This window comes from Microbacterium sp. P5_B6 (genome assembly GCF_056400345.1).
This window is the reverse complement of sequence record NZ_JBFULL010000006.1, coordinates 97,392-118,251: the sequence shown is the minus strand read 5'-3', so window position 1 is coordinate 118,251 and position 20,860 is coordinate 97,392. Positions and strand designations below refer to the sequence as shown.

At 67.6% G+C, this 20,860-nt stretch carries 18 protein-coding genes; 6 read left to right on the top strand and 12 right to left on the bottom strand.

Going from position 1 to position 20,860, the window contains the following annotated elements:
• The first annotated feature begins 282 nt into the window (after positions 1 to 282).
• Together AC1DP3_RS09945 and AC1DP3_RS09940 are read left to right on the top strand one after the other, a co-directional pair.
• The gene (locus tag AC1DP3_RS09945) at positions 283 to 1,044 is read left to right on the top strand and encodes a hypothetical protein (RefSeq protein WP_477293007.1); all 762 of its coding nucleotides are present in this window, start codon (positions 283 to 285) and stop codon (positions 1,042 to 1,044) included.
• Between the two features lie 125 nt (positions 1,045 to 1,169).
• On the top strand, positions 1,170 to 2,189 hold the full coding sequence (locus AC1DP3_RS09940; RefSeq protein WP_477293006.1) for a TlpA family protein disulfide reductase: 1,020 nt from the start codon (positions 1,170 to 1,172) through the stop codon (positions 2,187 to 2,189).
• Positions 2,190 to 2,213: 24 nt separating this feature from the next.
• On the opposite strand, the gene AC1DP3_RS09935 is transcribed toward AC1DP3_RS09940, so the two are convergent.
• Genes AC1DP3_RS09935 through AC1DP3_RS09920 form a run of 4 tightly spaced genes read right to left on the bottom strand, consistent with a single transcriptional unit; the run spans position 2,214 to position 7,463 of the window.
• Positions 2,214 to 3,344 (bottom strand): glycosyltransferase, encoded by a 1,131-nt coding sequence (locus AC1DP3_RS09935; protein WP_477293005.1) that lies wholly within the window; start codon positions 3,342 to 3,344, stop codon positions 2,214 to 2,216.
• Positions 3,341 to 4,396 carry a glycosyltransferase gene (locus AC1DP3_RS09930; RefSeq protein ID WP_477293004.1) on the bottom strand — a complete coding sequence of 352 codons (1,056 nt, stop codon included), beginning with the start codon at positions 4,394 to 4,396 and terminating at the stop codon, positions 3,341 to 3,343. Before AC1DP3_RS09930 ends, AC1DP3_RS09935 begins: the two co-directional genes overlap by 4 nt.
• Positions 4,393 to 5,532 carry a glycosyltransferase family 4 protein gene (locus AC1DP3_RS09925; RefSeq protein ID WP_477293003.1) on the bottom strand — a complete coding sequence of 380 codons (1,140 nt, stop codon included), beginning with the start codon at positions 5,530 to 5,532 and terminating at the stop codon, positions 4,393 to 4,395. Before AC1DP3_RS09925 ends, AC1DP3_RS09930 begins: the two co-directional genes overlap by 4 nt.
• Positions 5,532 to 7,463, bottom strand: a complete 1,932-nt coding sequence (locus AC1DP3_RS09920; RefSeq protein ID WP_477293002.1) for a glycosyltransferase — start codon at positions 7,461 to 7,463, stop codon at positions 5,532 to 5,534. Before AC1DP3_RS09920 ends, AC1DP3_RS09925 begins: the two co-directional genes overlap by 1 nt.
• Positions 7,464 to 7,635: 172 nt before the next feature.
• On the opposite strand from AC1DP3_RS09920, the gene AC1DP3_RS09915 reads away from it, so the two are divergent.
• Together AC1DP3_RS09915 and AC1DP3_RS09910 are read left to right on the top strand one after the other, a co-directional pair.
• Positions 7,636 to 8,292 carry an arsenate reductase/protein-tyrosine-phosphatase family protein gene (locus AC1DP3_RS09915; RefSeq protein ID WP_477293001.1) on the top strand — a complete coding sequence of 219 codons (657 nt, stop codon included), beginning with the start codon at positions 7,636 to 7,638 and terminating at the stop codon, positions 8,290 to 8,292.
• A gap of 62 nt (positions 8,293 to 8,354) precedes the next feature.
• Positions 8,355 to 9,551 (top strand): glycosyltransferase family 4 protein, encoded by a 1,197-nt coding sequence (locus AC1DP3_RS09910; protein ID WP_477293265.1) that lies wholly within the window; start codon positions 8,355 to 8,357, stop codon positions 9,549 to 9,551.
• Positions 9,552 to 9,626: 75 nt separating this feature from the next.
• Here the strand turns inward: AC1DP3_RS09910 and AC1DP3_RS09905 are convergent, their stop codons facing one another.
• Entirely contained in the window at positions 9,627 to 10,742 is a 1,116-nt protein-coding gene (locus tag AC1DP3_RS09905; RefSeq protein WP_477293000.1) for a glycosyltransferase family 4 protein, read from the bottom strand.
• 212 nt (positions 10,743 to 10,954) lie between these two features.
• Between AC1DP3_RS09905 and AC1DP3_RS09900 the strand changes: the two genes are divergently transcribed.
• Positions 10,955 to 11,683: a hypothetical protein gene (locus tag AC1DP3_RS09900; protein WP_477292999.1), complete on the top strand. Its 729-nt coding sequence runs from the start codon at positions 10,955 to 10,957 to the stop codon at positions 11,681 to 11,683.
• Between the two features lie 109 nt (positions 11,684 to 11,792).
• On the opposite strand, the gene AC1DP3_RS09895 is transcribed toward AC1DP3_RS09900, so the two are convergent.
• Entirely contained in the window at positions 11,793 to 12,023 is a 231-nt protein-coding gene (locus tag AC1DP3_RS09895; protein ID WP_477292998.1) for a helix-turn-helix domain-containing protein, read from the bottom strand.
• Complete coding sequence (locus AC1DP3_RS09890; RefSeq protein WP_477292997.1) at positions 12,020 to 12,781, bottom strand: hypothetical protein; 762 nt, start codon at positions 12,779 to 12,781, stop codon at positions 12,020 to 12,022. The genes AC1DP3_RS09895 and AC1DP3_RS09890 overlap by 4 nt, the downstream gene beginning before the upstream one ends.
• Positions 12,782 to 12,960: 179 nt before the next feature.
• Between AC1DP3_RS09890 and AC1DP3_RS09885 the strand changes: the two genes are divergently transcribed.
• Positions 12,961 to 15,486 (top strand): ATP-dependent Clp protease ATP-binding subunit, encoded by a 2,526-nt coding sequence (locus AC1DP3_RS09885; RefSeq protein WP_477292996.1) that lies wholly within the window; start codon positions 12,961 to 12,963, stop codon positions 15,484 to 15,486.
• An 83-nt stretch (positions 15,487 to 15,569) separates the two neighbouring features.
• On the opposite strand, the gene AC1DP3_RS09880 is transcribed toward AC1DP3_RS09885, so the two are convergent.
• Genes AC1DP3_RS09880 through AC1DP3_RS09860 form a run of 5 tightly spaced genes read right to left on the bottom strand, consistent with a single transcriptional unit; the run spans position 15,570 to position 20,860 of the window.
• The gene (locus tag AC1DP3_RS09880; RefSeq protein ID WP_477292995.1) at positions 15,570 to 16,397 is read right to left on the bottom strand and encodes a carbohydrate ABC transporter permease; all 828 of its coding nucleotides are present in this window, start codon (positions 16,395 to 16,397) and stop codon (positions 15,570 to 15,572) included.
• Positions 16,394 to 17,386 (bottom strand): carbohydrate ABC transporter permease, encoded by a 993-nt coding sequence (locus AC1DP3_RS09875; RefSeq protein ID WP_477292994.1) that lies wholly within the window; start codon positions 17,384 to 17,386, stop codon positions 16,394 to 16,396. Before AC1DP3_RS09875 ends, AC1DP3_RS09880 begins: the two co-directional genes overlap by 4 nt.
• A 59-nt stretch (positions 17,387 to 17,445) precedes the next feature.
• A complete protein-coding gene (locus tag AC1DP3_RS09870; protein WP_477292993.1) occupies positions 17,446 to 18,714 on the bottom strand; it encodes an ABC transporter substrate-binding protein in 1,269 nt (422 codons plus the stop codon).
• Complete coding sequence (locus tag AC1DP3_RS09865; protein WP_477292992.1) at positions 18,711 to 20,126, bottom strand: protein O-GlcNAcase; 1,416 nt, start codon at positions 20,124 to 20,126, stop codon at positions 18,711 to 18,713. The genes AC1DP3_RS09870 and AC1DP3_RS09865 overlap by 4 nt, the downstream gene beginning before the upstream one ends.
• Entirely contained in the window at positions 20,123 to 20,860 is a 738-nt protein-coding gene (locus AC1DP3_RS09860; RefSeq protein WP_477292991.1) for an SIS domain-containing protein, read from the bottom strand. The genes AC1DP3_RS09865 and AC1DP3_RS09860 overlap by 4 nt, the downstream gene beginning before the upstream one ends.

Sequence of the window (20,860 nt, the reverse complement as noted above, 5' to 3'; positions counted from 1 at the left end):
CGGGGCCTTTTCCGTTGCGTCAGCACAGAGATTCCTTGCCGCTCGCACCGGCCTCTCTCCATCCCGATCTCCCTCTCGTGCTCTATCCGACGGGAACGGATACCCCGCCCGGGAGCACCCCGCCCGATCACAACCGGTGACGACGAACTCGACTACCTACGTCCCCTGTCGCGCACGACTGAGGTGACACAATGGTTCCCTTTGTTACTAGGGCCCCAGTATGCTCCGATCATGGCGCCCCCCGGGTCGCGAACAAGTCAGGCATCGGACGGAGGAAGTGGAATGGATGATGGTTTGGAGCCACCACAAAGGGAGATACAGGATGGCGTAAGCCGACGCACAGTCACCAAGGCAATGGCCTGGGCGGTGCCCGTCATCGGCGTCTCTGCAGCAGTGCCCGCCTACGCAGCATCCCAGGTGAACATCAGCTTCGCTGGCGGCGGGTGCAAGTTGCCCGGGAACTCGAGTTCTACCTATAAGGGCTACGCATTCCTGATCACAGTTTTGAACAGCTCATCGATTCCAATCACGATTGACATCATCTCCATTACCCGTGGAGTCGTGCCGAACCAGGTCTCGCTGGGCACAACGGCTCTAGTCAATCTGGCCAACGCCGAACTCCTTCCAGACCCGATCAAACTCGAGCCCAATGAGAACATTCTCCGGGGGGCATTGGTAACATCGGGCGCTCCAAATAGCCAGAACAACACACTGACGATCCAATACACCGTCAATGGCGGTTCAGTCATCACTCGATCTACTGAGAGCGTTACCGAGACTCCCCCCATCAACGGCTCATCGTGTCGTTCGTTCACTGCCGGTGAGAAGCTCATACTGGCTGCAACGATCGGCACAGGGGTACCGCCCTGGGAGCCGGAGACCCTGTACGAGTTCGGTGACGTCGTCTTCCTTTACCAGCCTGACCCGGGAGGTTTTGTTTCGGCGGCCAATGGCGGCTTCTCAGGTGATACAGAGCCGCTACTTCCGGCGGCACCGGGCGGCACCGTGGTCGACAACGACGTGACCTGGCAGCGGCCCGGCTGATATCTACCATCCGCCGATCAGACGGCCTCGCTTCCGGGGCCTTCCTCGTTCCCGGAATCCGAATCGGACAACAGCGGATGGGCGCCTCTCAGCCCTGCTCGTTGCCGCGGCGCTAGCATCGGCCTATGCCCGTTGCACTCTCCATCGCGGTACCTCTCGTGCTCGCGGCAGTCCTCATCGCGAGCGGGGTCGCCAAGTTCCGCACGCCCGACACCCTCGTCGGTTGGCAAGAGCTCGGCGTGCCCGCGGTGCTTCGCAAGGAGTGGCTGAGACGGATCCACCCCTGGGCGGAGCTCCTTCTCGGTGCTGCCCTCGCACTGCTCGGCGGTTGGCTCGGCCTCCTCGCCGCGCTCGCGGCGGTGGCGCTCATGGTGGGCTACACGATCGTGGTGGCTCGGCTCGTCGCGAGGCGCGAAAGCTCGTCATGCGCGTGCTTCGGAGCGCGCAAGCGCGTCACCGGTGTGACGGTGGTGCGCAACGCATGGCTGACCCTCCTCGCCATCGCGACGGCCGCCGTCATCTGGACGACGCCTCTCCTCGGCGGCGCGCTGGCTGCCGGCATCCCGCACCTCGCCTGGCTGGTCGCGCTCGCGATCGCCGCCGTGACGACCGCTCTTGTCCTCTGGCCCGAGGGAACACCCGCGGCCGACTCCCCACCCGTGACCGCACCGAGCTCCTCTACGGGTGATGACGAGCTGGACTACATCCGTACCCGCACCCCCGCGGTCCCGGTCACTCAGGCGGACGGCGCCGTCGTCAACCTGCGCGCCCTGGCAGCGCGCAAGCCGATCCTCCTCCTTGCCGTCTCATCCATGTGCGGCCCGTGCGAAAGCGTCGTGGCGAAACGGGAGGAGTGGCGCGAACTGCTGCCGGAGGTCGACGTGCGGCTGCTCCTCGCGGAGGTCGCCAACCTGAGCGCCTGGACGGAGTGGGCCGAGCCCCAGTCGCTTCACGATGTCGGGGACTACGTCGGGCAATCGATCGGATACGAGGGCACACCCACTGCGGTCCTGCTCGGCGCTGACGGGATGCTGGCAGCCGGCCCGGTAACAGGAGACCTGGGGGTCATGCGCCTGGTCGATGACATCTACGAAAGTCTCCACGGCGAACGTCCTCGTCGCGAAAACTTGGCCGCCGAGACGTGACCTGCGAGACATGGAAGCCCTGGGTCAGGGCGTCCCGAGTCTGCTCAGCACATCCCGCATCGCCATGACGCGCGTGATCCAGTCGGGGACTGCTCGGTCCGCTCCCGCAGGAAATGGCGTCGATGCCGAAACCGCCGCCCTCACTGCATCCGGAAACTCCCCGCGGTTCGCGACGGCGATGCGGTCATCGTCGGCATCGCGGAAGCCTGCGACCGGCGTCGAGACGACTCGGCGGCCGACGGCCTGATACTCGTAGAGCTTGATGGGGTCGAGGCTGTCGGTGAACGCATCCACGATGTGGGGGACCACGAGGGCGTCAGCATGCTGCAGGTATCCGATGAGCTCGTCGGGCGCTCGCGAGCCGAGAAGGACCACACCAGAACTGACGAGCGACTCCACCGCGCTCGGGGTCAGTGCGTTGGGCCCGAGGAGCACGACCGTCGCCACACCCGCCAGCTCTCGGGCGGTTTGGGCGGTGAGCCCGATATCGAACCGATCCGCGTGCAGTGTGCCGGCGTACACGACTGTCCGTCCCGCTGGCAGGTCATCCGGACGCGGGCGAGGGTGACGATAGGACGACACGTCGACCGCGTTGGGGATGAGGACCAGCGGATGCCGCTCCACCGGTCGCAGCGGGGACTTTCGCCTCAGCAACTCGGGGGAGCAGACGACCACCTCGGCTGCGCGTTCCAGCAGCAGCCGCTCATTCCGTGCGAGTCTCTCCAACTCGAAGGCGGTGCGATCCGCGGCGAGCCAATCGTCGGTGATGTCATAGAGTGCCGGCCAGCCGGTGATCTGGACGAGTTCGGCAGACCCTGGGTCGTTGATCCAGAGCGCCGGGTGCGTGAAGCCGAGGCGCTGGGCTGCCGCGACTACTCCCCGCGCCATCCTGCTGTCCGCACGGGCGTCGATGCGGCGGGGCAGAAGCTTGACCGGGCGGAGCGTCCAGAGGCGACCCGTGTCTCCGACCCTTCGCGCCCCCCTCGGGGCCTGCGGTCGTCGCCTGGTGCTCAGATCGTGCAGCGGGTCCGCCGCCGGTTCGACGAAGAGGATGCGCAATCGCGGGTCCGCTCGGAGCAGACCGTCGAGAAGGTGTTGATTGCGCCGCCAGACCGAGTCCCATCGCTCCAACGAGGCGACGACGAGATCTGTCATCGGCGCCGTCCCCTTGTGTCGATCGCTCGACGGTACACCGCGTCGGTCGCGTCGGCCTGCCTGCGCGCTGAGAAGGCGACGACCTGTCGCTCGTGCTCGGCGATCCCCAGCATGGCTCGCGCGTGTGGGTCACCAGCAAGCGCTCGCAGCCGAGCGGCACCGCCTTCGACATCGCCGGGAGTGAAGAGGGCACGGTCGTCGAACTCGCCCAGCATCTCGACGTGACCCGCCGCGGCCGTGGCGACAACCGGGAGGCCAGCTGCCATCGCTTCGAGGACCGTCAGGCCGAAGTGCTCGAACGGTGCGCTCGCGAAGAGCATCCCCGCCTGGTCCATCAGAGACTCGACGTCGCTGCGGAACCCGAGGAATCGCACGTGCTCCGCGACTCCGAGTTCAGCCGCCAACAACACCAGATGGTCGTGCTCCGGACCGCTCCCCGCGACTTCCAGTTCCCACCCCGACCGCCAGATATGCGAGGCGGCGAAGGCGCGGACAGCGATGTCGGTGCGCTTCTCCTCCTGCAGTCGCTGCGCGACGAGCACCGTGCGGCGGCGGGCGTCCGGGTCTGGAAGGGCGCGGGGCTCGAGGCCGGGATGAATGACCGTCGAGGCGACACCGGCGCGATCAGCGACGGTTCGGCTCACCGAGATCTCCGCGTCGATATGGCGTTCGAGCGTCCGATACAGGATGCCCGGCCCCTTTGTTCCACGTTGCTGGGCGAAGTGCCTGGTCGCCACGACAGGCACGCTGTGCCGGGAGGTCTTGCGAGCGCCGACTGACGCGACGTCGGCATCGGTCATGTGACTGTTCACGACGTCCGTCGTGGGAAGGTGCGCTCGCACGGCTCCCAGCACCGCGATGGTCGAGTTGGCAGCCCCCCAGCGAACGCCGGCGTCGCCCAGCGAGACCGCCATGTGCTCGGCGGCTCCGCCGAAAACCGTTACAGCGTGACCGTCCTGGGCCTGTCGGATCGCCAGACGGCGCACGAATTGTTCGACCCCGGCGAACCGGTCGGAGCTGATGGCATGAAGGATGCGGAGTGGCCCGGTCATGCCGCAGCGCTCTCGGCGGCCCGGGCGGCTGCGACCTTCTCGGCGAGTTCGAGATACTTCACGGCGACGTGTCGCCAGGTTCGGTCCGCCACGCTCGCCCGCGCGCGCGGCCGCCACGCGTCCAGGTCGGCCGCAGCGAGCGTCTCCATCCGCTCGCCGATGTCAGCGGCATCCTGCTCGACCAGAAAGCCGTTCACCCCGTCTACGACGACATCGGGTGCACAGCCGACGCGGGTGGCGATGACAGGAAGACCGCTCGCGAGCGCCTCGAGCACGACGAGACCGTAGGCCTCGTATCCGCTGGGGAACACGAACATGTCCGCCAACGCGAAGAAGTGGTCGACATCCGGCCGGGGGCCGACGAACAGCACCCGCTCGGACACCCCCAGGCTCTCCGCCAACGCTCGCGCCGCATCCACCGTCGCCGCCACCCCGCCGACGACCAGTAGCATGACGGTCGGGGCATGCACCAGAGCGGCGACCGCGTGGTGGATCCCCTTGCCCGGCAGGTCATGGCCGACGAACAATGCCACGCGGTCCTCGTCGTCGAGGTGGTATTGCCTGCGGAGGCGCGCGCGCTCTTCTTCCGCCGGAGGTCTGAATCGATCCGTGTCGACCCCAGTCGGGATGGTCACCACAGGTGCCTGGACTCGTCCGTACAAGCGGACGAGGTCGGCCCGCCCGCCGCCGGTCAGGGTGACGATCGTGCGATGCGCGCGGCCGCGGAACCGGGCTCGTTCGTGCAGGTAGCTCAACGACTGGATGGGGTTGGCCAGTATGCGCCAGACAGGGTGGCCCGCCGCCCGCATCGCTCGGACCATGCTCCCGTGGTCCACGAAGATGTCGCCGGCCAGGGCTTCGCTGTGGCAGATCGAGATCGCATCGGGACGTGCAGCCAGGTAGCGTCGCGCTCGCCGGGTGCCCTCGAAGCGGAACCATGCGATCCGCTGCATCCGGGCCAGACGGCCTCTGATACCCGTCGTCGGATAGTGGAAGGGGCGCCCTTCGCGGGCGGTGTCGAAGGTGAACGACTCGACCGTGTGGCCGAGTGCCCGAAACTCCCGGTCCAGGTTCCATGCGACGCCCGTGACACCCGTGCCGGGGCCCAGGTAGGGCACGATCTGAACGATTCGCATCAGGGTGCCCTCCGCGAGAGTCGCCGTTCGACTCGCACGGGCCCGATTCGATAGAGCGCGGCGCGGCGCCGGGCTGCTCGGCCGCGCTCGCCGGTGAGCACGAACGCGCGCACCATCGCCCCGCCCCAGACAGCCGCTCGTGCCATCTGCCAGCCCGTCCGGCCGAAGTGCTTCCGGAAGTAGCGCTCTTGAGAGGCGTGGAAATGGGCGTCCCTCAGGCGATCGTCTCGGCTCGTACCGGCGCCGGCGTGCACACCCTCAACACCGTGGGCGACGGAGTGGCGCCATCCGAGCAAGTGGGCGCGGAAGGCCCAGTCGGTCTCCTCGGAATAGAGGAAGAACCGCTCGTCGAAGCCCCCGACCTGGTCCAGAGCCTCTGCTCGCAGCATCAGGATGGAGCCGATCACGAAGCGCGCAGAGCCTTGGAGCCTTCCCAGGCCCAGAGCCTCCAGCCACGCGTGAAAAGGGGAGGGGAAGATCCACTCGACTTGAGCGCGGCGTCCGTTCTCGTCGGCCTGCTCCGGGCCGACGCTGGCGAGATCGGGCGCAGAACGCAGCGCGCGGTGCAGCTCATCCACCTGCTCGCGCTCGATGCGCGCATCCGGATTGAGCAGCAGCACGTCGGCGGTGGGCAGGAGCCGGTCCGCGAGGGCAAGATTCACCGCAGATCCGAAGCCGAGGTTTCCGCCGGAGTCGATGTATCGCACCCCCGCCTCCGCGCATACGGCCGCGATCTCGGGGAGGGAGGAATTGTCGACGACGGTGACGTGCATGCCGGCCACGGGCGCGAGGGCCGCGCGCAGCAGTTGCGGGGCCCCGTAGGCGACGACGATCACTTCGACGTCGACATCAGAAGGGACGGATGCTGTCATCGTCGCACTGCGGTAGAGATCGACGTACTGGCGACCCACCGCCTCCCAAGAGCACTCCGCGGCCCGGGCGAAGCCCGCGAGACGCAGGTCGCCATGGCGCGGACCGCCGGCAGCGAGGAGTGCGTCGGACAGTGTCGCTGCATCACCCTGCGGCACGACGATTCCCGCTCCGCCCACCACGTCGGGGAGCGATCCCGCGTCGCTGGAGACCACCGGCGTCCCGAACGCCATGGCCTCGACGGCGACGCGACCGAACTGCTCGGTCCAGCGCGCGGTGGCAAGCGAGGGAACAGCGAGAACGTCCACCCCTCGGTAGAAGGCGCCGACGGAATCGGGAGAAATCGTGCCGACGAACTCGAAGCGCGCCGAGATGCCGTATGCCTCAGCCCGCTCGGCAAGCCCGTCCTCAAGTGGCCCCGCGCCGGCGATGCGGAGCGCCAGCTGCGGTGACCGGGCGACAGCATCCATGAGCACCTCGATCCCCTTTTCGGGGACGAGGCGCCCGATGAACCCCACCGTGATCTGCGCGTGAGAGTTCCCCCCACGCGCACGCTCGGCGTGCGCGGGGGCCTCATCGACGTCATCGACTCCAAGCGGAATGACGCGTGCCCGCCCCGGAAAGCCCTTGGACTGGGTGATCCGAGCGGCCTCGGTGTTGCACGCAGAGATCCCTGCGGCGTTGCGGAGAGCAGACCGCTCCAGCCAGCGGAAGGGAATCGGGTAGCTCTTTCGCAGGTTCTGCGCGGTGTAGAGCACGTAGGGGGCGGAGTTCCGGCGGAGCGCCTTGAGCAGCCGCACCTCTGCCGTTGCCAGCGAGAACGGCTCCTCATGGATGTCGACGACGTCCCACCGCTCGCCGAGCACCCGCCACAGGGGCACGGGGGCGTAAAGGAAGAGGGCAGGGTGCCGGCCCCAGGTGTCGACGGGAATGGTCTGGGGTTCTTCGTCCGCGGTCAGAGTCACCTCCGCACCTCCGGCATCCCCGTGCCGCGCCGCAAGGAGCGTCACATCGTGTCCCAGCGCTCGAAGGGCGCGCTCCCGCCCGCGCCATGCAGGCACGGTCGAACTGTGCGAGATGCGCAGAACGCGCACGGCTCCCTCCCCAAGGTTCGGTTCCTGTGATCCATCTTGGTGGTTGCAGCAGAACCGGCGCGAACGAGCGGTGCCGATCGTAGGATCGAGAAGTGTCCGCAGTGTTCTCCGTCTTCCCGCCGCTGATCGCGAAGCGGGAATGAAGGACGGGTTCGCGGTGGTGACTCTGTGCACAGGCAATGTGCACCGTTCCGCCCTGGCGGCATCGCTTCTGCGTCGGTGGGCGGGCTGGTACCTCAGCGACGACCTGGCCGAGGAGGTATCGGTTGCCAGCGCCGGCTTCGCGGCGCCGGTCGGTGCCCCTATGGGAGACCGGGTTCTGGCGATGGCGCGTGCGCTTGGCGCCGATGGCTCGACCCACAGGGCCGCCCAGGTCGACGATCGGCTCCTTGCGGGCGCAGATCTTGTGCTCGTCGCGACCCGTCGTCAGCGGGAGAAGGTCCTCCATCGAGCGCCTTCCGCTCTGCGGAAGACCTTCACCATCCGCGAAGCGGGTCGGATCGCCGAAGGTCTTGAGGCGACAGCACCGGCATCCCCTGGCGACTTGCGGCGCGTCGTCCAGCGGCTGGCGGACCTCCGAGCCGCTCCGGTGAGCGAGGCCGCGGACGACATCATCGACCCCCAAGGGCTTGGGGAGGCGGCGTATCTGCAGATGGTGCAGGAGGAGGTCGGCGCACTCGCGCGGTTGGCCGGCCCGCTTTTCGGGATGCCCCGACCTGACATGGACGCATATCTCGCCGCGGCAGAAGACCCCTCCCGGCTGCTTCCATCCCCTGGCAGCGAGGCCCGCGGCTAGCGAAAGCTCCGTCACCCGGTAGCAAAGGGCCCTTCTGGCCCCTGCGTAAGCTGTAGGACGTGATGGTGAGCCGCGAGTCTGCTGGCAATGGACCGGGCCCCGAACTCCCGCAGAACCTGCCCACAATCGCCCACGTCCCGATGGCGTTTTCCACTCCTTCAAGCACGCTCATAGGCGTCGCTCGTCAACTGGGGCGCGCATACTCCTCAGTCGGAGGACATTCCACGATCGTGTTGAGCGACAACCGTGGAATATCAGTGCCGGAGATCGAACAGCGTCATGTTGACTACACGCGCAACTGCCCCCGGCAATGGTTCACCAAACGCGAGCTCGCGGTCGACGTGCTCGCCGGCGCTGCGGGTTTCACTCGCCCTTTCTACGGGCGCTTGTACGATCCCGCCGTGGATGCTCTCGAGGCCAACCCGACGGACATCGTGCTGTTGTACGAGGGGCACTATGCAGCCGCCACCCTGCCGCGATGGCAGAAGCTCAGGGAGAGAAGCGAGCTGTGCCTCTATGTGCACAACGGTGTGTCGCGCTCGTATGGCCGCCGCGAGCTGTCGAGGCTGGTCGACATGTGCGACCGCGTGATCTTCTGCGCGGACCATCTTCGCGTGAGTACGGAACGTCGCCTCGGCAAGTCCGACCCACGCCTGACCGTGGTCCCGAACGGCGTCGACCCTCGCTTCTTCCGCCCACCGCGGACGATGCCGGCGGAGTTCGAGATCGTCTTCGCTGGCAATCTGAGCCCGGAGAAGGGACCTCATGTCCTTCTTGAGGCGGTCCGAGAGCTGGAGAACCAGCCTGGTGCTCCCCGAGTGAAGGTGACCATCGTCGGGTCATCCAACTACGGCCACGGCGGCATGGGCGAGTACGAACGTCAGCTCCGTGACGCTTCGGACCGGATGCGCTCACCTGTCGAGTTCACGGGCTGGGTGTCCAGCTCTCAGGTCGCAGACATCTTCGGACGCGCCGGCGTGGTGTCTGTTCCGTCCCTCTTCGACGAGCCATTCGGGCTGGTCGTTCTTGAGGCGCTCGCTTCTGGAACGCCGGTCGCGGTGTCGGATGCACCTGGACCGCTCGAGGTCATCAATGGGATCGGACGTGTGCATCACAAGGGCGATGCAACCGGCTTGGCAGACGACTTGCGCGCGCTCGCGACGGATCACCAGCTCTGGCGGAGTCTGAGCGACGACGGCAGTGCTCGCGCGCGGGAGTTCACCTGGGACGCGACCGTCCATCGCATTGCTGGGCTCTGAATCGGCAACGCCCTTCGTCCCATGCGTCGGTCCGCGCGAGGACGTCGAGGTTCGGGGCCGCGGTCACCGACCCTCTCATTGGCGGATGCTCAGGCGGTCGATGAGCTCCGAAAGGGCGCTCGCTGAGTCCTGCCAAGAGAACCGGTCCGCGTTGCGTCGCCCTTCCTCGGACAGCTGCGCCATACGCGCCGGATCGTCGCCGACGATCGCCAGGGCGCGAGCGATCTGGGTGGGCTCCTCGGGGGCGAACCACAGCGCGCTTTCCCGGTTCAGCACTTCGCGAAGAGCGGGGATATCGGATGCCAGCACCGGCGCTCCGACGGCTTGAGCCTCAATCGGCGGGATTCCGAACCCCTCGTATGTCGACGGAAACAGAAACGCCTTGCAGTGCTGATAGAGCCAGGCGAGCTCTTCATCTGTCACCCGGCCGATGCTCTGGACGCCATCCACGGCATCAGCGGTCGTGGCGGTGAGCGAAGCGTGGGCCGCCCCCGCCAGGACCAGGCCGACTCTGCCGCCCGATGATCGATACGTCCGGAACCCCGTGAGCGCGGCCCCGATGTTCTTGTGGGCACTCGGYGAGCCCACCAGGAGGAAGAACTCGTCATCCACGGCACGTGCCGGCTTCTGCCCTGGGAGGCGCACCCAGTCGCCGACCGCGTTGGGGATGATGAAGACCCCGTCTGCGCGGCCGTAGTAGGCGGCGATCTCCTGTTTCGAGAACTGGGAGACGGTCACCAGTGCGGCGGCGTTGCGAATGAGCAGAGGTGTCAGGACCCGGTAGAGGGTGCGGAAGCGCCACGAGAAGCTGGCGGGATTGCGTCGATGGTTGATGTCGTGGATCGCGACTATCTGTCGGTGTGAGAACGCGGGGCCCGTATTTGCCAGGTTGAGCATCATGGCATTGCCCTGACGGCGGGCGAAGCGCGGGAGCTCGCTCTGCTCCCACAGGTGCCCGCGCAGCCGGCCTACCCGATGCACCGGTTGTCCGCCGATCTCGTTTCGTCGCAGGTCGCCTGCGGGTGCGACGAGAAGAATGTCGTCCCGGAGGTTCACCAGCCCGGTGGTGAGCTCCTCTGCGAATCGCTCCACGCCCGTCACGGGGCGCGTCAGGAACCGGCAGTTCACGACGACAGGAGACCGGGGTCTGGTCGGCACTCCGAATTCGGGGGGCGGGAGGTCCCGGGTCACAACGCGAGTGTACCCAGCTGCTGCGGGGCTCCATGGTGATGGTCACCGGTCACCGGTCAGCGGGCGAGAACCTGCAACGCGCCGAGTCACCGGTCGGCTCGGCCGACACGCGGCGGACCTCGCGTGGGCTCCCAACCACGACCGCGGCGCGCAATGATGGTCCTGCGGCTCGGTGGAGGCACCGTCGCATCCGTCGTCGAAAGGCAAGACCCATGAGACGTTCCTCGCTCGCCGGACTCGGCGCACTGGCCGCTGCGGCGCTGCTCCTCGGCGGCTGCGCGTCGTCCGGGGCCAACGCCCCCGCGCCGACCCAGTCGACCGAGCCCACCGAGGCGATCACTCCCGACCCCGACCTGGGCGCGGCCTGGCTCGACGGCGGCAGGCTGATCGGGCTGGTGACGCTCGGAAGCTCCACGTGCGTGCCACAGGCTGAAGATGCCGAACTGGTGGACGGGGTGCTCGAAGTGACGCTGGTCGAGGACGCCGGCGACGAGCCCTGCACCGCCGACCTCGTGCCTCGCGTCACGCTCGTCGACGTGCCCGAGGACGTCGACCCCGCGCAGTCGCTCCCGATCTCGGTCTCGCGGGAGAACTACTTCGGCGAGGTGGACCTGCCCGGAGTCGCCGGGCTGACGCCGGGCGGTGAGACGGACTATCTGCCGAGCGCCGGATGGGCGACGGTCCAGGGTCAGTTCATCGTCCTCACGTGGGGATCGTCGACGTGCGTGCCGGTGATCTCGGATGTCGCGGCCACCGGCCCCGCCCAGCTCACGGTCACCTACGACACCCCTCCTGAGAACCAGGTCTGCACCATGGACATGGTCCCTCGCGGGGAGGTCACCGCGGTGAACGGGCTGAGCGGCGTGCCCGACGTGCAGGCGATCCTCACGGGCGGGGAATTCGACAACGTCGCCATCCCCATCTACGGCGTCAGCGCCTGACCCCGCCAGCCGTCGGGGATCGCGGCGTTCGTCGGAGGAATCCCGGCTGATCGACCGATGAAATGCCCTCCCTCCGATGTGCGGCACGCGACGACAAGCACCGCCGAGGCTAGTCCCCTCGCACCAGCAGTTCGCCGACCTCGCAGTCCAGTGCCGCGCAGATCGCCGAGAGCGTCGAATAGCGGATGGCGCGCGCCCTGTCGTTCTTGAGGATCGACAGGTTCACGATCGAGACGCCGACGAGCTCAGAGAGGCGAGTCAGCGTCATGCCCCGCTCCAGCAGGAGTTCGTCGAGGCGGCAATGGATGCCGGATGGGCCGTCATCGTCGGGAGGGGTCATACGAGGAGGTCGGTCTCGCGCTGCAGCCGGGTTCCGAAGCGGAAGACGGCGGCGAGGGCGGCGAAGCCGAGCGCCGCGCCGATCGGCCAGAACTCCACGGACACCGTGAGGGCAGGCTGCGGCAGGAACGCCGTGATGTCGAAGTCGTCGGGGTAGCCGGTGTAATCCGCGGCGGTGATGCGGAGCGCTTCGCTGGATGCCATCGACCCCGCGACGTCGCACAGGACCTGTGCGCCGAGGCCGCCGACGAGCACAACGACGGCGGTGATCATGGCGGCGCGTGCCACAACCGGAGCGAAGGCGGCACCGCGCAGCAGCTCGAAGCAGGCGAGGGCGATCAGCCCGGCGATTGCGGCGGGCACGAGGCCGGTCAGCAGCTGGCCGCTCGCCCAGAGCATGCGCGTGGTCGGACTGAGATTCTCGAGCGCGAGCTCAGCGGTGGTGAACCCGCCATCGAGCACTTGAGCGGTTGGTCCGCCCGTGACCGTGAGACCGGGCAGGGGGAGCGGCCAGTACTCCTGAACGGGCACGCTCATCGTCACGGCAGGGCTCATCAATGTACTCACCACACCGACGACCGCACCGATCACGCACAGGCCGGCGTAGAACGCGGCGAGGCCCAGGGTCCAGCTCACCACCGGTGTCGGATCGTCGGGTGCCGCGGCCCGCTTCTTCCGCCACACCACGATGGCGACGACGACGAGGGCGATGAGCAGAAGCAGGAGGAGGAGCAGCCACCCGGCGATCCCAGCGAACATGGTCATCCTTATCGATAATCGTTGTTATCGAGAAACGATAGGGCCGGAGGATGCCGTCACGCAAGGCCCGKGCAGCGCTATGCCCATGGCGAACACCGGCGTGCGGCATCCGGTCGCTCGTTACCCTCGTTGTTAGACGCCCGGAGTGCATCCGCACACGAACGCCCGGAGGAAGAACGATGTTCGAGAGATTCACGGATCGCGCCCGACGCGTGGTCGTCCTCGCCCAAGAAGAGGCGAAGATGCTCAACCACAACTACATCGGCACGGAGCACATCCTGCTCGGCCTGATCCATGAGGGTGAGGGCGTCGCTGCGAAGGCACTCGAGTCACTCGGGATCTCGCTGGACGCTGTGCGCGAGCAGGTGCAGGACATCATCGGCCAGGGCCAGCAGCAGCCCACGGGGCACATCCCGTTCACGCCGCGTGCCAAGAAGGTGCTCGAGCTGTCTCTGCGCGAGGCGCTGCAGCTGGGCCACAACTACATCGGCACGGAGCACATCCTGCTGGGCCTCATCCGCGAGGGCGAGGGGGTCGCCGCGCAGGTGCTCGTCAAGCTCGGCGCCGACCTGAACAAGGTGCGCCAGCAGGTCATCCAGCTGCTGTCGGGCTACCAGGGCAAGGAGCCGGCTGCCGTCTCGGGCGCCGCGCACGACAACCCGCAGCAGGGCGCCCAGGGCGGCTCGCAGGTGCTCGACCAGTTCGGCCGCAACCTCACTCAGGCTGCCCGCGAGAACAAGCTCGACCCGGTGATCGGGCGCGAGAAGGAGATCGAGCGGGTCATGCAGATCCTCTCCCGCCGCTCGAAGAACAACCCCGTCCTGATCGGCGAGCCCGGTGTCGGCAAGACGGCCGTCGTCGAGGGCCTGGCCCAGGCGATCGTCAAGAACGACGTCCCCGAGACGCTGAAGGACAAGCAGCTCTACTCGCTCGACCTCGGCTCGCTCATCGCCGGCTCGCGCTACCGCGGTGACTTCGAAGAGCGCCTCAAGAAGGTCACCAAGGAGATCCGCACGCGCGGCGACATCATCGTCTTCATCGACGAGATCCACACGCTGGTGGGTGCAGGTGCCGCTGAGGGCGCGATCGACGCGGCGTCGATCCTGAAGCCGCTCCTCGCCCGCGGAGAGCTGCAGACGATCGGTGCGACCACGCTCGACGAGTACCGCAAGCACTTCGAGAAGGATGCTGCGCTCGAGCGCCGCTTCCAGCCGATCCAGGTCGCCGAGCCGAGCCTGCCTCACGCGATCAACATCCTGAAGGGGCTGCGCGACCGCTACGAAGCGCACCACAAGGTGCAGATCACGGACGGCGCGATCGTCGCCGCCGCGAACCTCGCCGACCGGTACATCTCGGACCGCTTCCTGCCCGACAAGGCCATCGACCTGATCGACGAGGCCGGCGCCCGCCTGCGTCTGTCGATCCTGTCGTCGCCGCCCGAGCTGCGCGAGTTCGACGAGCGCATCGCGAAGGTCCGCGAAGACAAGGAGCAGGCCAGCGAAGACCAGGACTTCGAGAAGGCCGCATCGCTGCGCGACGAGGAGAAGTCCCTCCTCGCCGAGCGCCTGCGCCTCGAGAAGCAGTGGCGCAGCGGCGACGTCGCGTCGCACGCGGTCGTCGACGAGGGCCTGATCGCCGAGGTGCTCGCCCAGGCCACCGGCATCCCGGTCTTCAAGCTCACCGAGGAGGAGTCCAGCCGTCTCGTCTTCATGGAGAAGGCGCTGCACCAGCGCGTCATCGGCCAGGAAGAGGCGATCGCCGCGCTCTCCAAGACGATCCGCCGTCAGCGTGCCGGGCTCAAGGACCCCAAGCGCCCCAACGGCTCCTTCATCTTCGCCGGCCCCACCGGCGTCGGAAAGACCGAGCTCGCCAAGGCGCTCGCAGAGTTCCTCTTCGACGACGAGGCTGCGCTGATCTCGCTCGACATGTCGGAGTTCGGTGAGAAGCACACGGTCTCGCGCCTGTTCGGTGCCCCTCCGGGATTCGTCGGGTTCGAAGAGGGCGGTCAGCTCACTGAGAAGGTGCGGCGCAAGCCGTTCTCGGTCGTGCTCTTCGATGAGATCGAGAAGGCGCACCCCGACATCTTCAACTCGCTCCTCCAGATCCTGGAGGAAGGACGCCTGACCGACGGCCAGGGCCGCATGATCGACTTCAAGAACACGGTCATCATCATGACCACCAACCTGGGTGCCCGCGACATCGCGGGGGGTCCGGTCGGGTTCCAGGTCGAGGGCGACACCGCGACGTCGTACGACCGGATGAAGGGCAAGGTGCAGGAAGAGCTCAAGCGGCACTTCAAGCCCGAGTTCCTCAACCGCGTCGACGACATCATCGTCTTCCCGCAGCTGTCCAAGCCCGAGCTGATCCAGATCGTCGACCTCTTCACGAAGCGCCTCGGCGAGCGGCTGCTCGACCGTGACATGACGATCGAGCTGACGCTCGCCGCCAAGGAGCGCCTCATCGAGATCGGGTTCGACCCCGCGTTGGGCGCCCGGCCTCTGCGCCGCGCGATGCAGCACGAGGTCGAGGACCGCCTCAGTGAGCGCATCCTGCACGGCCAGCTGGCATCGGGCGACCACATCACGGTCGACGCGGCGAACGGCGAGTTCCTCTTCGAGAACGCGCCGCGCGGCGAGAAGGTCGCGGTCGGCGTCGTGTCGAACGGCGAGATCTCCTCGACTCCGGATCTCGCGGCCAACGCGTAGGACAGATCATCGGGGCGCTGCAAGGGCCCTTCAACGACGGAGAGCGGATGCTGTTGCATCCGCTCTTCGTGGTGTGTGGGGGGTTATTTGATGCTGCCGGCGGTGAGTCCTTCGGTGATCTGTTTGTTGAAGGCGATGTAGATGATGATCATCGGGATGGTGACGATGGAGAGTGCGGAGAAGAGCAGGCTGTAGTCGGTGACGTAGCGGCTGGAGAAGGCGAGGAGGCCGGTGGGGATGGTTTTGAGTTCGTCGTCCTGGATGTAGAGCAGGGCGAGGAGGAATTCGTTCCAGCAGGACAGGGCGGAGAAGACGGCGACGGTGGCGAGGCCGGGCCGGAGGAGGGGCATCGCGATCATGCGGAAGATGCGGAAGTCTGCGGCGCCGTCGATGCGGGCGGCTTCGAAGAGTTCTTCGGGGATCGCGTCGAGGAACACTTTGAGGAGGTAGGTCGCCAGGGGCAGGCCCATGGCGGTGTAGGGGATGATGAGTGCCCAGTAGGTGTCGGTGAGGCCGAGGTTGGTGAAGATGGTGCTCTGCGCGATGAAGTACGACTGCAGGGGCAGGATCAGGCCGAGTGAGAGCAGGCCGAGCAGGAGTTTCGCGCCGCGGAAGCGGTAGCGGCTGAATGCGAAGGCTGCGGCGGATGAGAGCACGAGGATCGCGAGTACTGAGACGGATGTGACGATGGCGCTGTTGAGGGCGTAGCGGCCGATGTTGCCGATTTCCCATGCTTGCGCCCAGATCGTGAAGTCGAATCCGGTGGGCAGTGAGAACGGGGTGGTGAAGATCTCGGCGTTGCTTTTGAAGCTGGAGAGCACCATCCATACGAGCGGGATGAAGAAGACGAGTGCCAGGAGGGCGAGGCCGAGGTAGACGATGCCGCGGCCGAGGCGGATGCTCGCGGTCATCGGACCAGTTCCTTTTCGGTGGGGAGGGATGCTGTGTTCTGTGTCGGTGTGGGCTGCGGGGTCGCGGTGCGCGCGGCGTTGCGGGCGGCGGTGCGCGCGGATGTGCGTGCGGACCGTTCGTCGCGGTCGCCGCGTCGGCGGAGGGCGGTGGCGATGAGGCCGATCGCGACGACGACGGCGGTGAGGACGACGGCCATCGCGGAGCCGTAGCCGACTTGCCCGGTGTGGAAGACGGATTGCACGAGGTATGTGGTGGGGATCTCGGTGGAGTGGTAGGGGCCGCCGTTGGTGAGGACGTAGAAGAGGTCGAACGACTGGAACCCGCCGGTGACGCAGAGGAGGATCGCGACTTCGATCGAGGTGCGGATGATCGGCACCCGCACGCGCCAGAAGATGGTGCTCTCGTTCGCTCCGTCCAGGCGTGCGGCCTCGACGACCTCGGTCGGGACCTGGCGGAGCGCGGCGAAGAAGATCGTCATGTAGAAGCCGGCGTAGACCCAGCCGGAGACGACGCAGATCGCGAGGAGCGCGGTCTGCTCGTCGCCGAGCCAGACGCGTGTCCAGTCCTCGAGGCCGAACGCGCGGAGGGCGCCGTTGACGAGGCCGAAGTCGGGGTTGTAGACGAAGGACCACAGGACCGCGACGACGACCATGGGGAGCATGACGGGGGTGAAGATCGCGACGCGGAACCACAGTGATCCGCGCTTGACCGAGATCGCGATCCCGGCGAGCACGAGACCCAGCAGCACCTCGACGACGAGGGTCACGAGGATGTAGACGACGACGTTGACGAACGACTGCTGGAAGACGGTGTCGCCCAGGGCCTGTACGTAGTTGTCGACGCCGACGAAGACGGCGTCGCTGTAGCCGTCCCAGTCGGTGAGGCTGTAGGCGCCCGTGAAGACGAACGGCATGAGCACCGCGAACCCGAACACGGTGAGCGCGGGTGCGATGAACAGATACGGGGCGAGAGGTCGGTGCGCTCTCATGGCATCCTCCGGTCGTGCCAGTGCGGGACCGAAACGGTGGCCTCGGTCCCGCGCGGGGCTTACTTGGTGAGCTGGTCCTGTAGTTGGGCGACGGCGTCGTCTGCGGTCGTGCGACCGCCGAGGACCTCGGCGAGGCTCCGGTAGAACGCGTCGGCGACGTCCAGGTCGTAGCCGGTGTCGGGCGGGCTGATCACGACGGCCGACTCGGAGAGGAGCGAGTTGAGGCGGATGGTGCGCTCGTCGATCGTCGCGGACGCGGTCGCGGTGACGGGAACGGCTTCGGCCTCGATGAAGGCGTCGGTGTTCTCCGCGGAGCTGAGCAGCGCGAGGAACTCGGCCGCCTTCTCCTGCTTGTCGTCGTCGCTCTTGGCGTTGACGACGTAGCCGGTGACGACACCGATCACGCTGTCCGGGTCGGCTTCTCCGGGCATCGCCGGCAGGTTGACGAAGTCGAAGTCGAGGTCAGGGGCTTCGTCGATCGCCCAGCTCACCAGCCACGAGCCGATCGCGTGCATCGCGGCCTTGCCCTGGAAGAACAGCTGCGCACCCTCGTTGTCGTCGATCGCGTTGACCGACTCGTTGACGCACTTGTGCTCTGCGAGCTGTTCGACGTAGCCGAACGCCTCCTGCCACGCCGGTGCGCTGAAGTCGGCCTCGCCGCTGAGCGCCTGGTCGTACGCCTCGTGGCCGACGACGCGGGAGACGAGGTGGGCGAGCCAGTTGCCCGCGGCCCAGAGGTCCTTGTTGCCCGACGCGATCGGAACGATCCCGTCCGCCGCGAGGGCGTCGCACGCGTCGAGCAGCTCGTCCCACGACGTGGGCGCCTCGATGCCGGCGGCGTCGAGGATCTCGGTGTTGTACCAGAGGACGTTCGTCACGTCGGCGATGTGCGGCACCATCAGGATCCGGTCTTCGACCGTGGCCGCGGCGTACTGGCCCTCGTCCAGGACCCCGGTCAACGGCCCGTCCTCGACGAACGGGGACAGGTCGGCGACGAACCCGTCCGCGTCGCGGTCGAGCAGCCGGTTCCCGACCCACTCGAAATAGACGTCCGGCGCGTTCCGCCCGTTCAACAGGTTGGGCAGGCCGATGGTCTGGTACATGTCGTCGTCCTGGAAGTTCAGATCCACCTTCCAGCCCTCGTTCGCCGCCTCGAACTGCTCCGCGACCGACTCCCACACACGGATCTGCGCCTCACCGGGCGAACCCATCGCGATCCGCAGAGTCTGATCATCGGCGCCCGCGCCGGTTCCGGCACAACCGGCGAGGGCGAGAACCGCGACCCCGGTCGCGGTCATCGCGGTGACGAGGGAAAGTCTTCTGTTCACTGCTGTTCTTTCTGGGTGAGGAGCGGCTCTTCGACGAGCGGCTGCGGGTGCGGGTGGGGGAGATCGTGGGTGCGGCAGAGGCCGTCGAGGGTCATGTCGAGGACGTCGCCGAAGATGCGGACGCGGCGTGCGCGGAGGTCGTCGAGGAACGGCCGGAGGACGCGCGGCCCGTCGCTCTCGAGCAGCCCGTCGGCCGTGAGTCGTGCGATGGCCTGCATCGCGGCGGCGCCGACGGCGAAGGCTTCGATCCAGGGACGGCTCTCGGCGACGAGCCGCTCGTTCTCGACGGGACCGTCGAGCAGTCGTCGGGCGGATGCCGCGAGCCGGTCGGCGAGTGGGCCGAGTGTGCGCACGGCGCGATCCGTGTCGCCGATGAGCAGCCCGAAGGTGTGCTCCTCGAGCGCGAACGTCGCTTCGGGCGCGTCGAGCTGCGTCAGGCAGGAGGACCGGGAGTTGTCGGCGAAGTCCCGGTAGGCCGCCGCGTCGCGCCCGGCGACATCGCGGATCGCGGCATCCCAGCTCTTCTCGGCGTCGTAGTCCGCGGGCGACGCGAGGTAGTCGGCGATCGTCGCGATCGCGATCTTCGACGACTCGAAGCGCTCCATGGCGTTGGCGATGACCCCCTCGGCATTGCCGGCCAGGTCGGCGGCGCGACCCCGGTAGGGGCCGATGTGCAGCTCGTGCCCCATCGCGACGTCGTTGACCGGGTAGTTGTCCCAGTAGGTGGGACGTCGCCTCGTCGCGCCCGCGAAGACACGCGCATCCGCGGCGTCGAGGGTCGCGGAGCAGATCGCGCGCCCCGTCCAGAAGAGCGCGATGTCGGCGTCGAGCCTCTGGCCGAGCTCGGCGATGTACGGCTCGTCGCCGTAGCCCCAGTATTCGGTGGGGCACACGATGAGCGTCGCGCCGGGGACGCGAGCCTGCAGGCCCCGGAAGACGAGGTTCGCGAGCGTCGCCTGCCCCTGCGCGAGGGACGTGTAGCGCGCGATGTCGGCGTCATGCTGCAGGCGGCCGGGGACGTCGTCGACGAGCAGGCCGAAATGACGGATGCCGAGTGCCGCGACGGACTGGAGCTTGTCGAGCACGCGCTCGGCGTCGGCGCCGTCGGAGTACCGGATCGTGAGCCCCGGCGAGAGGCAGTAGATGAGCTCGACGCCCGCCTCCGCGCCCGCAGCGACCAGCTCGGCGAGATCGGCGAGCGCTTCCGGGCCGTACGGCTGGGCCCAGTCGCGGCGGAGGTAAGGATCGTCCTTGGGCGAGTACGCGAAGCGGTTCATGCCGCGCGCGCCGATGAAGCGGATCATCTCCAGCCGGTCTGCCTGCGTCCAGGGGGTTCCGTAGAAGCCTTCGACGACGCCCCGGATGCCGAAGGCCGGCGCCTGCGTTCGTTCAGGGGCGACGTTGCTGCTCATGGCCGCCGCTCCAGCAGGGTGTTGTTGATCGCGTCGCCCGCATCGATGTTGCTGCTCGCGAAGACCCTCGGCTCGACTCCGGCGGCGACGACGAGCCCGACGCTCTGGGCGACGATGGCGTTGACGATCGCGGCGCCGACGGCGGTCGAGGTGGGAGCCACGCGGCGGTCGAAGCCCGGCACTTCGACGGCCGCATCTCCCAGCTCGCCGCGATTGTCGATCACGATGTCGGCGATCTCGAAGAGCCGCAGCGAGCCGCCCCGCGGGCTCGTGGCCCGAGAGTGGCTGAGGCTCGTGATCGCGATCACTGTGATCCCGCGGCCGCGCGCCGCGGTCGCGAGCTCGGTCGCCACCTGATTGCGCCCGGAGTTCGAGAAGACGAGGAGGACGTCGCCGCGCAACACTCCGTGGTCTTCGAGGATCTCGCTCGCGAGGCCCGGGAGGCGCTCGAGGCGCGTGCTGAGGGGTGCGTTCGCGTGCAGCATGAGCGCCTCGAAGAGGATCGGCCGCACGTCGACGAGCCCGCCGGCGCGGTAGAAGAGCTCCTCGGCGAGCATGTGCGAGTGCCCCGAGCCGAAGGCGTGGATCTCGCGTCCGCTCTGCAGCGCCCCGGCGACGGCTTCGGCCGCAAGCGCGATGGCATCCCACTGAGTGTCGAGCACCTCCTGGAGGAGTGCTGTGACACGCGCGAGGTAGGAGCGCCCCGGGTCGGTCGAACTCTGTCTGTCGTGCAT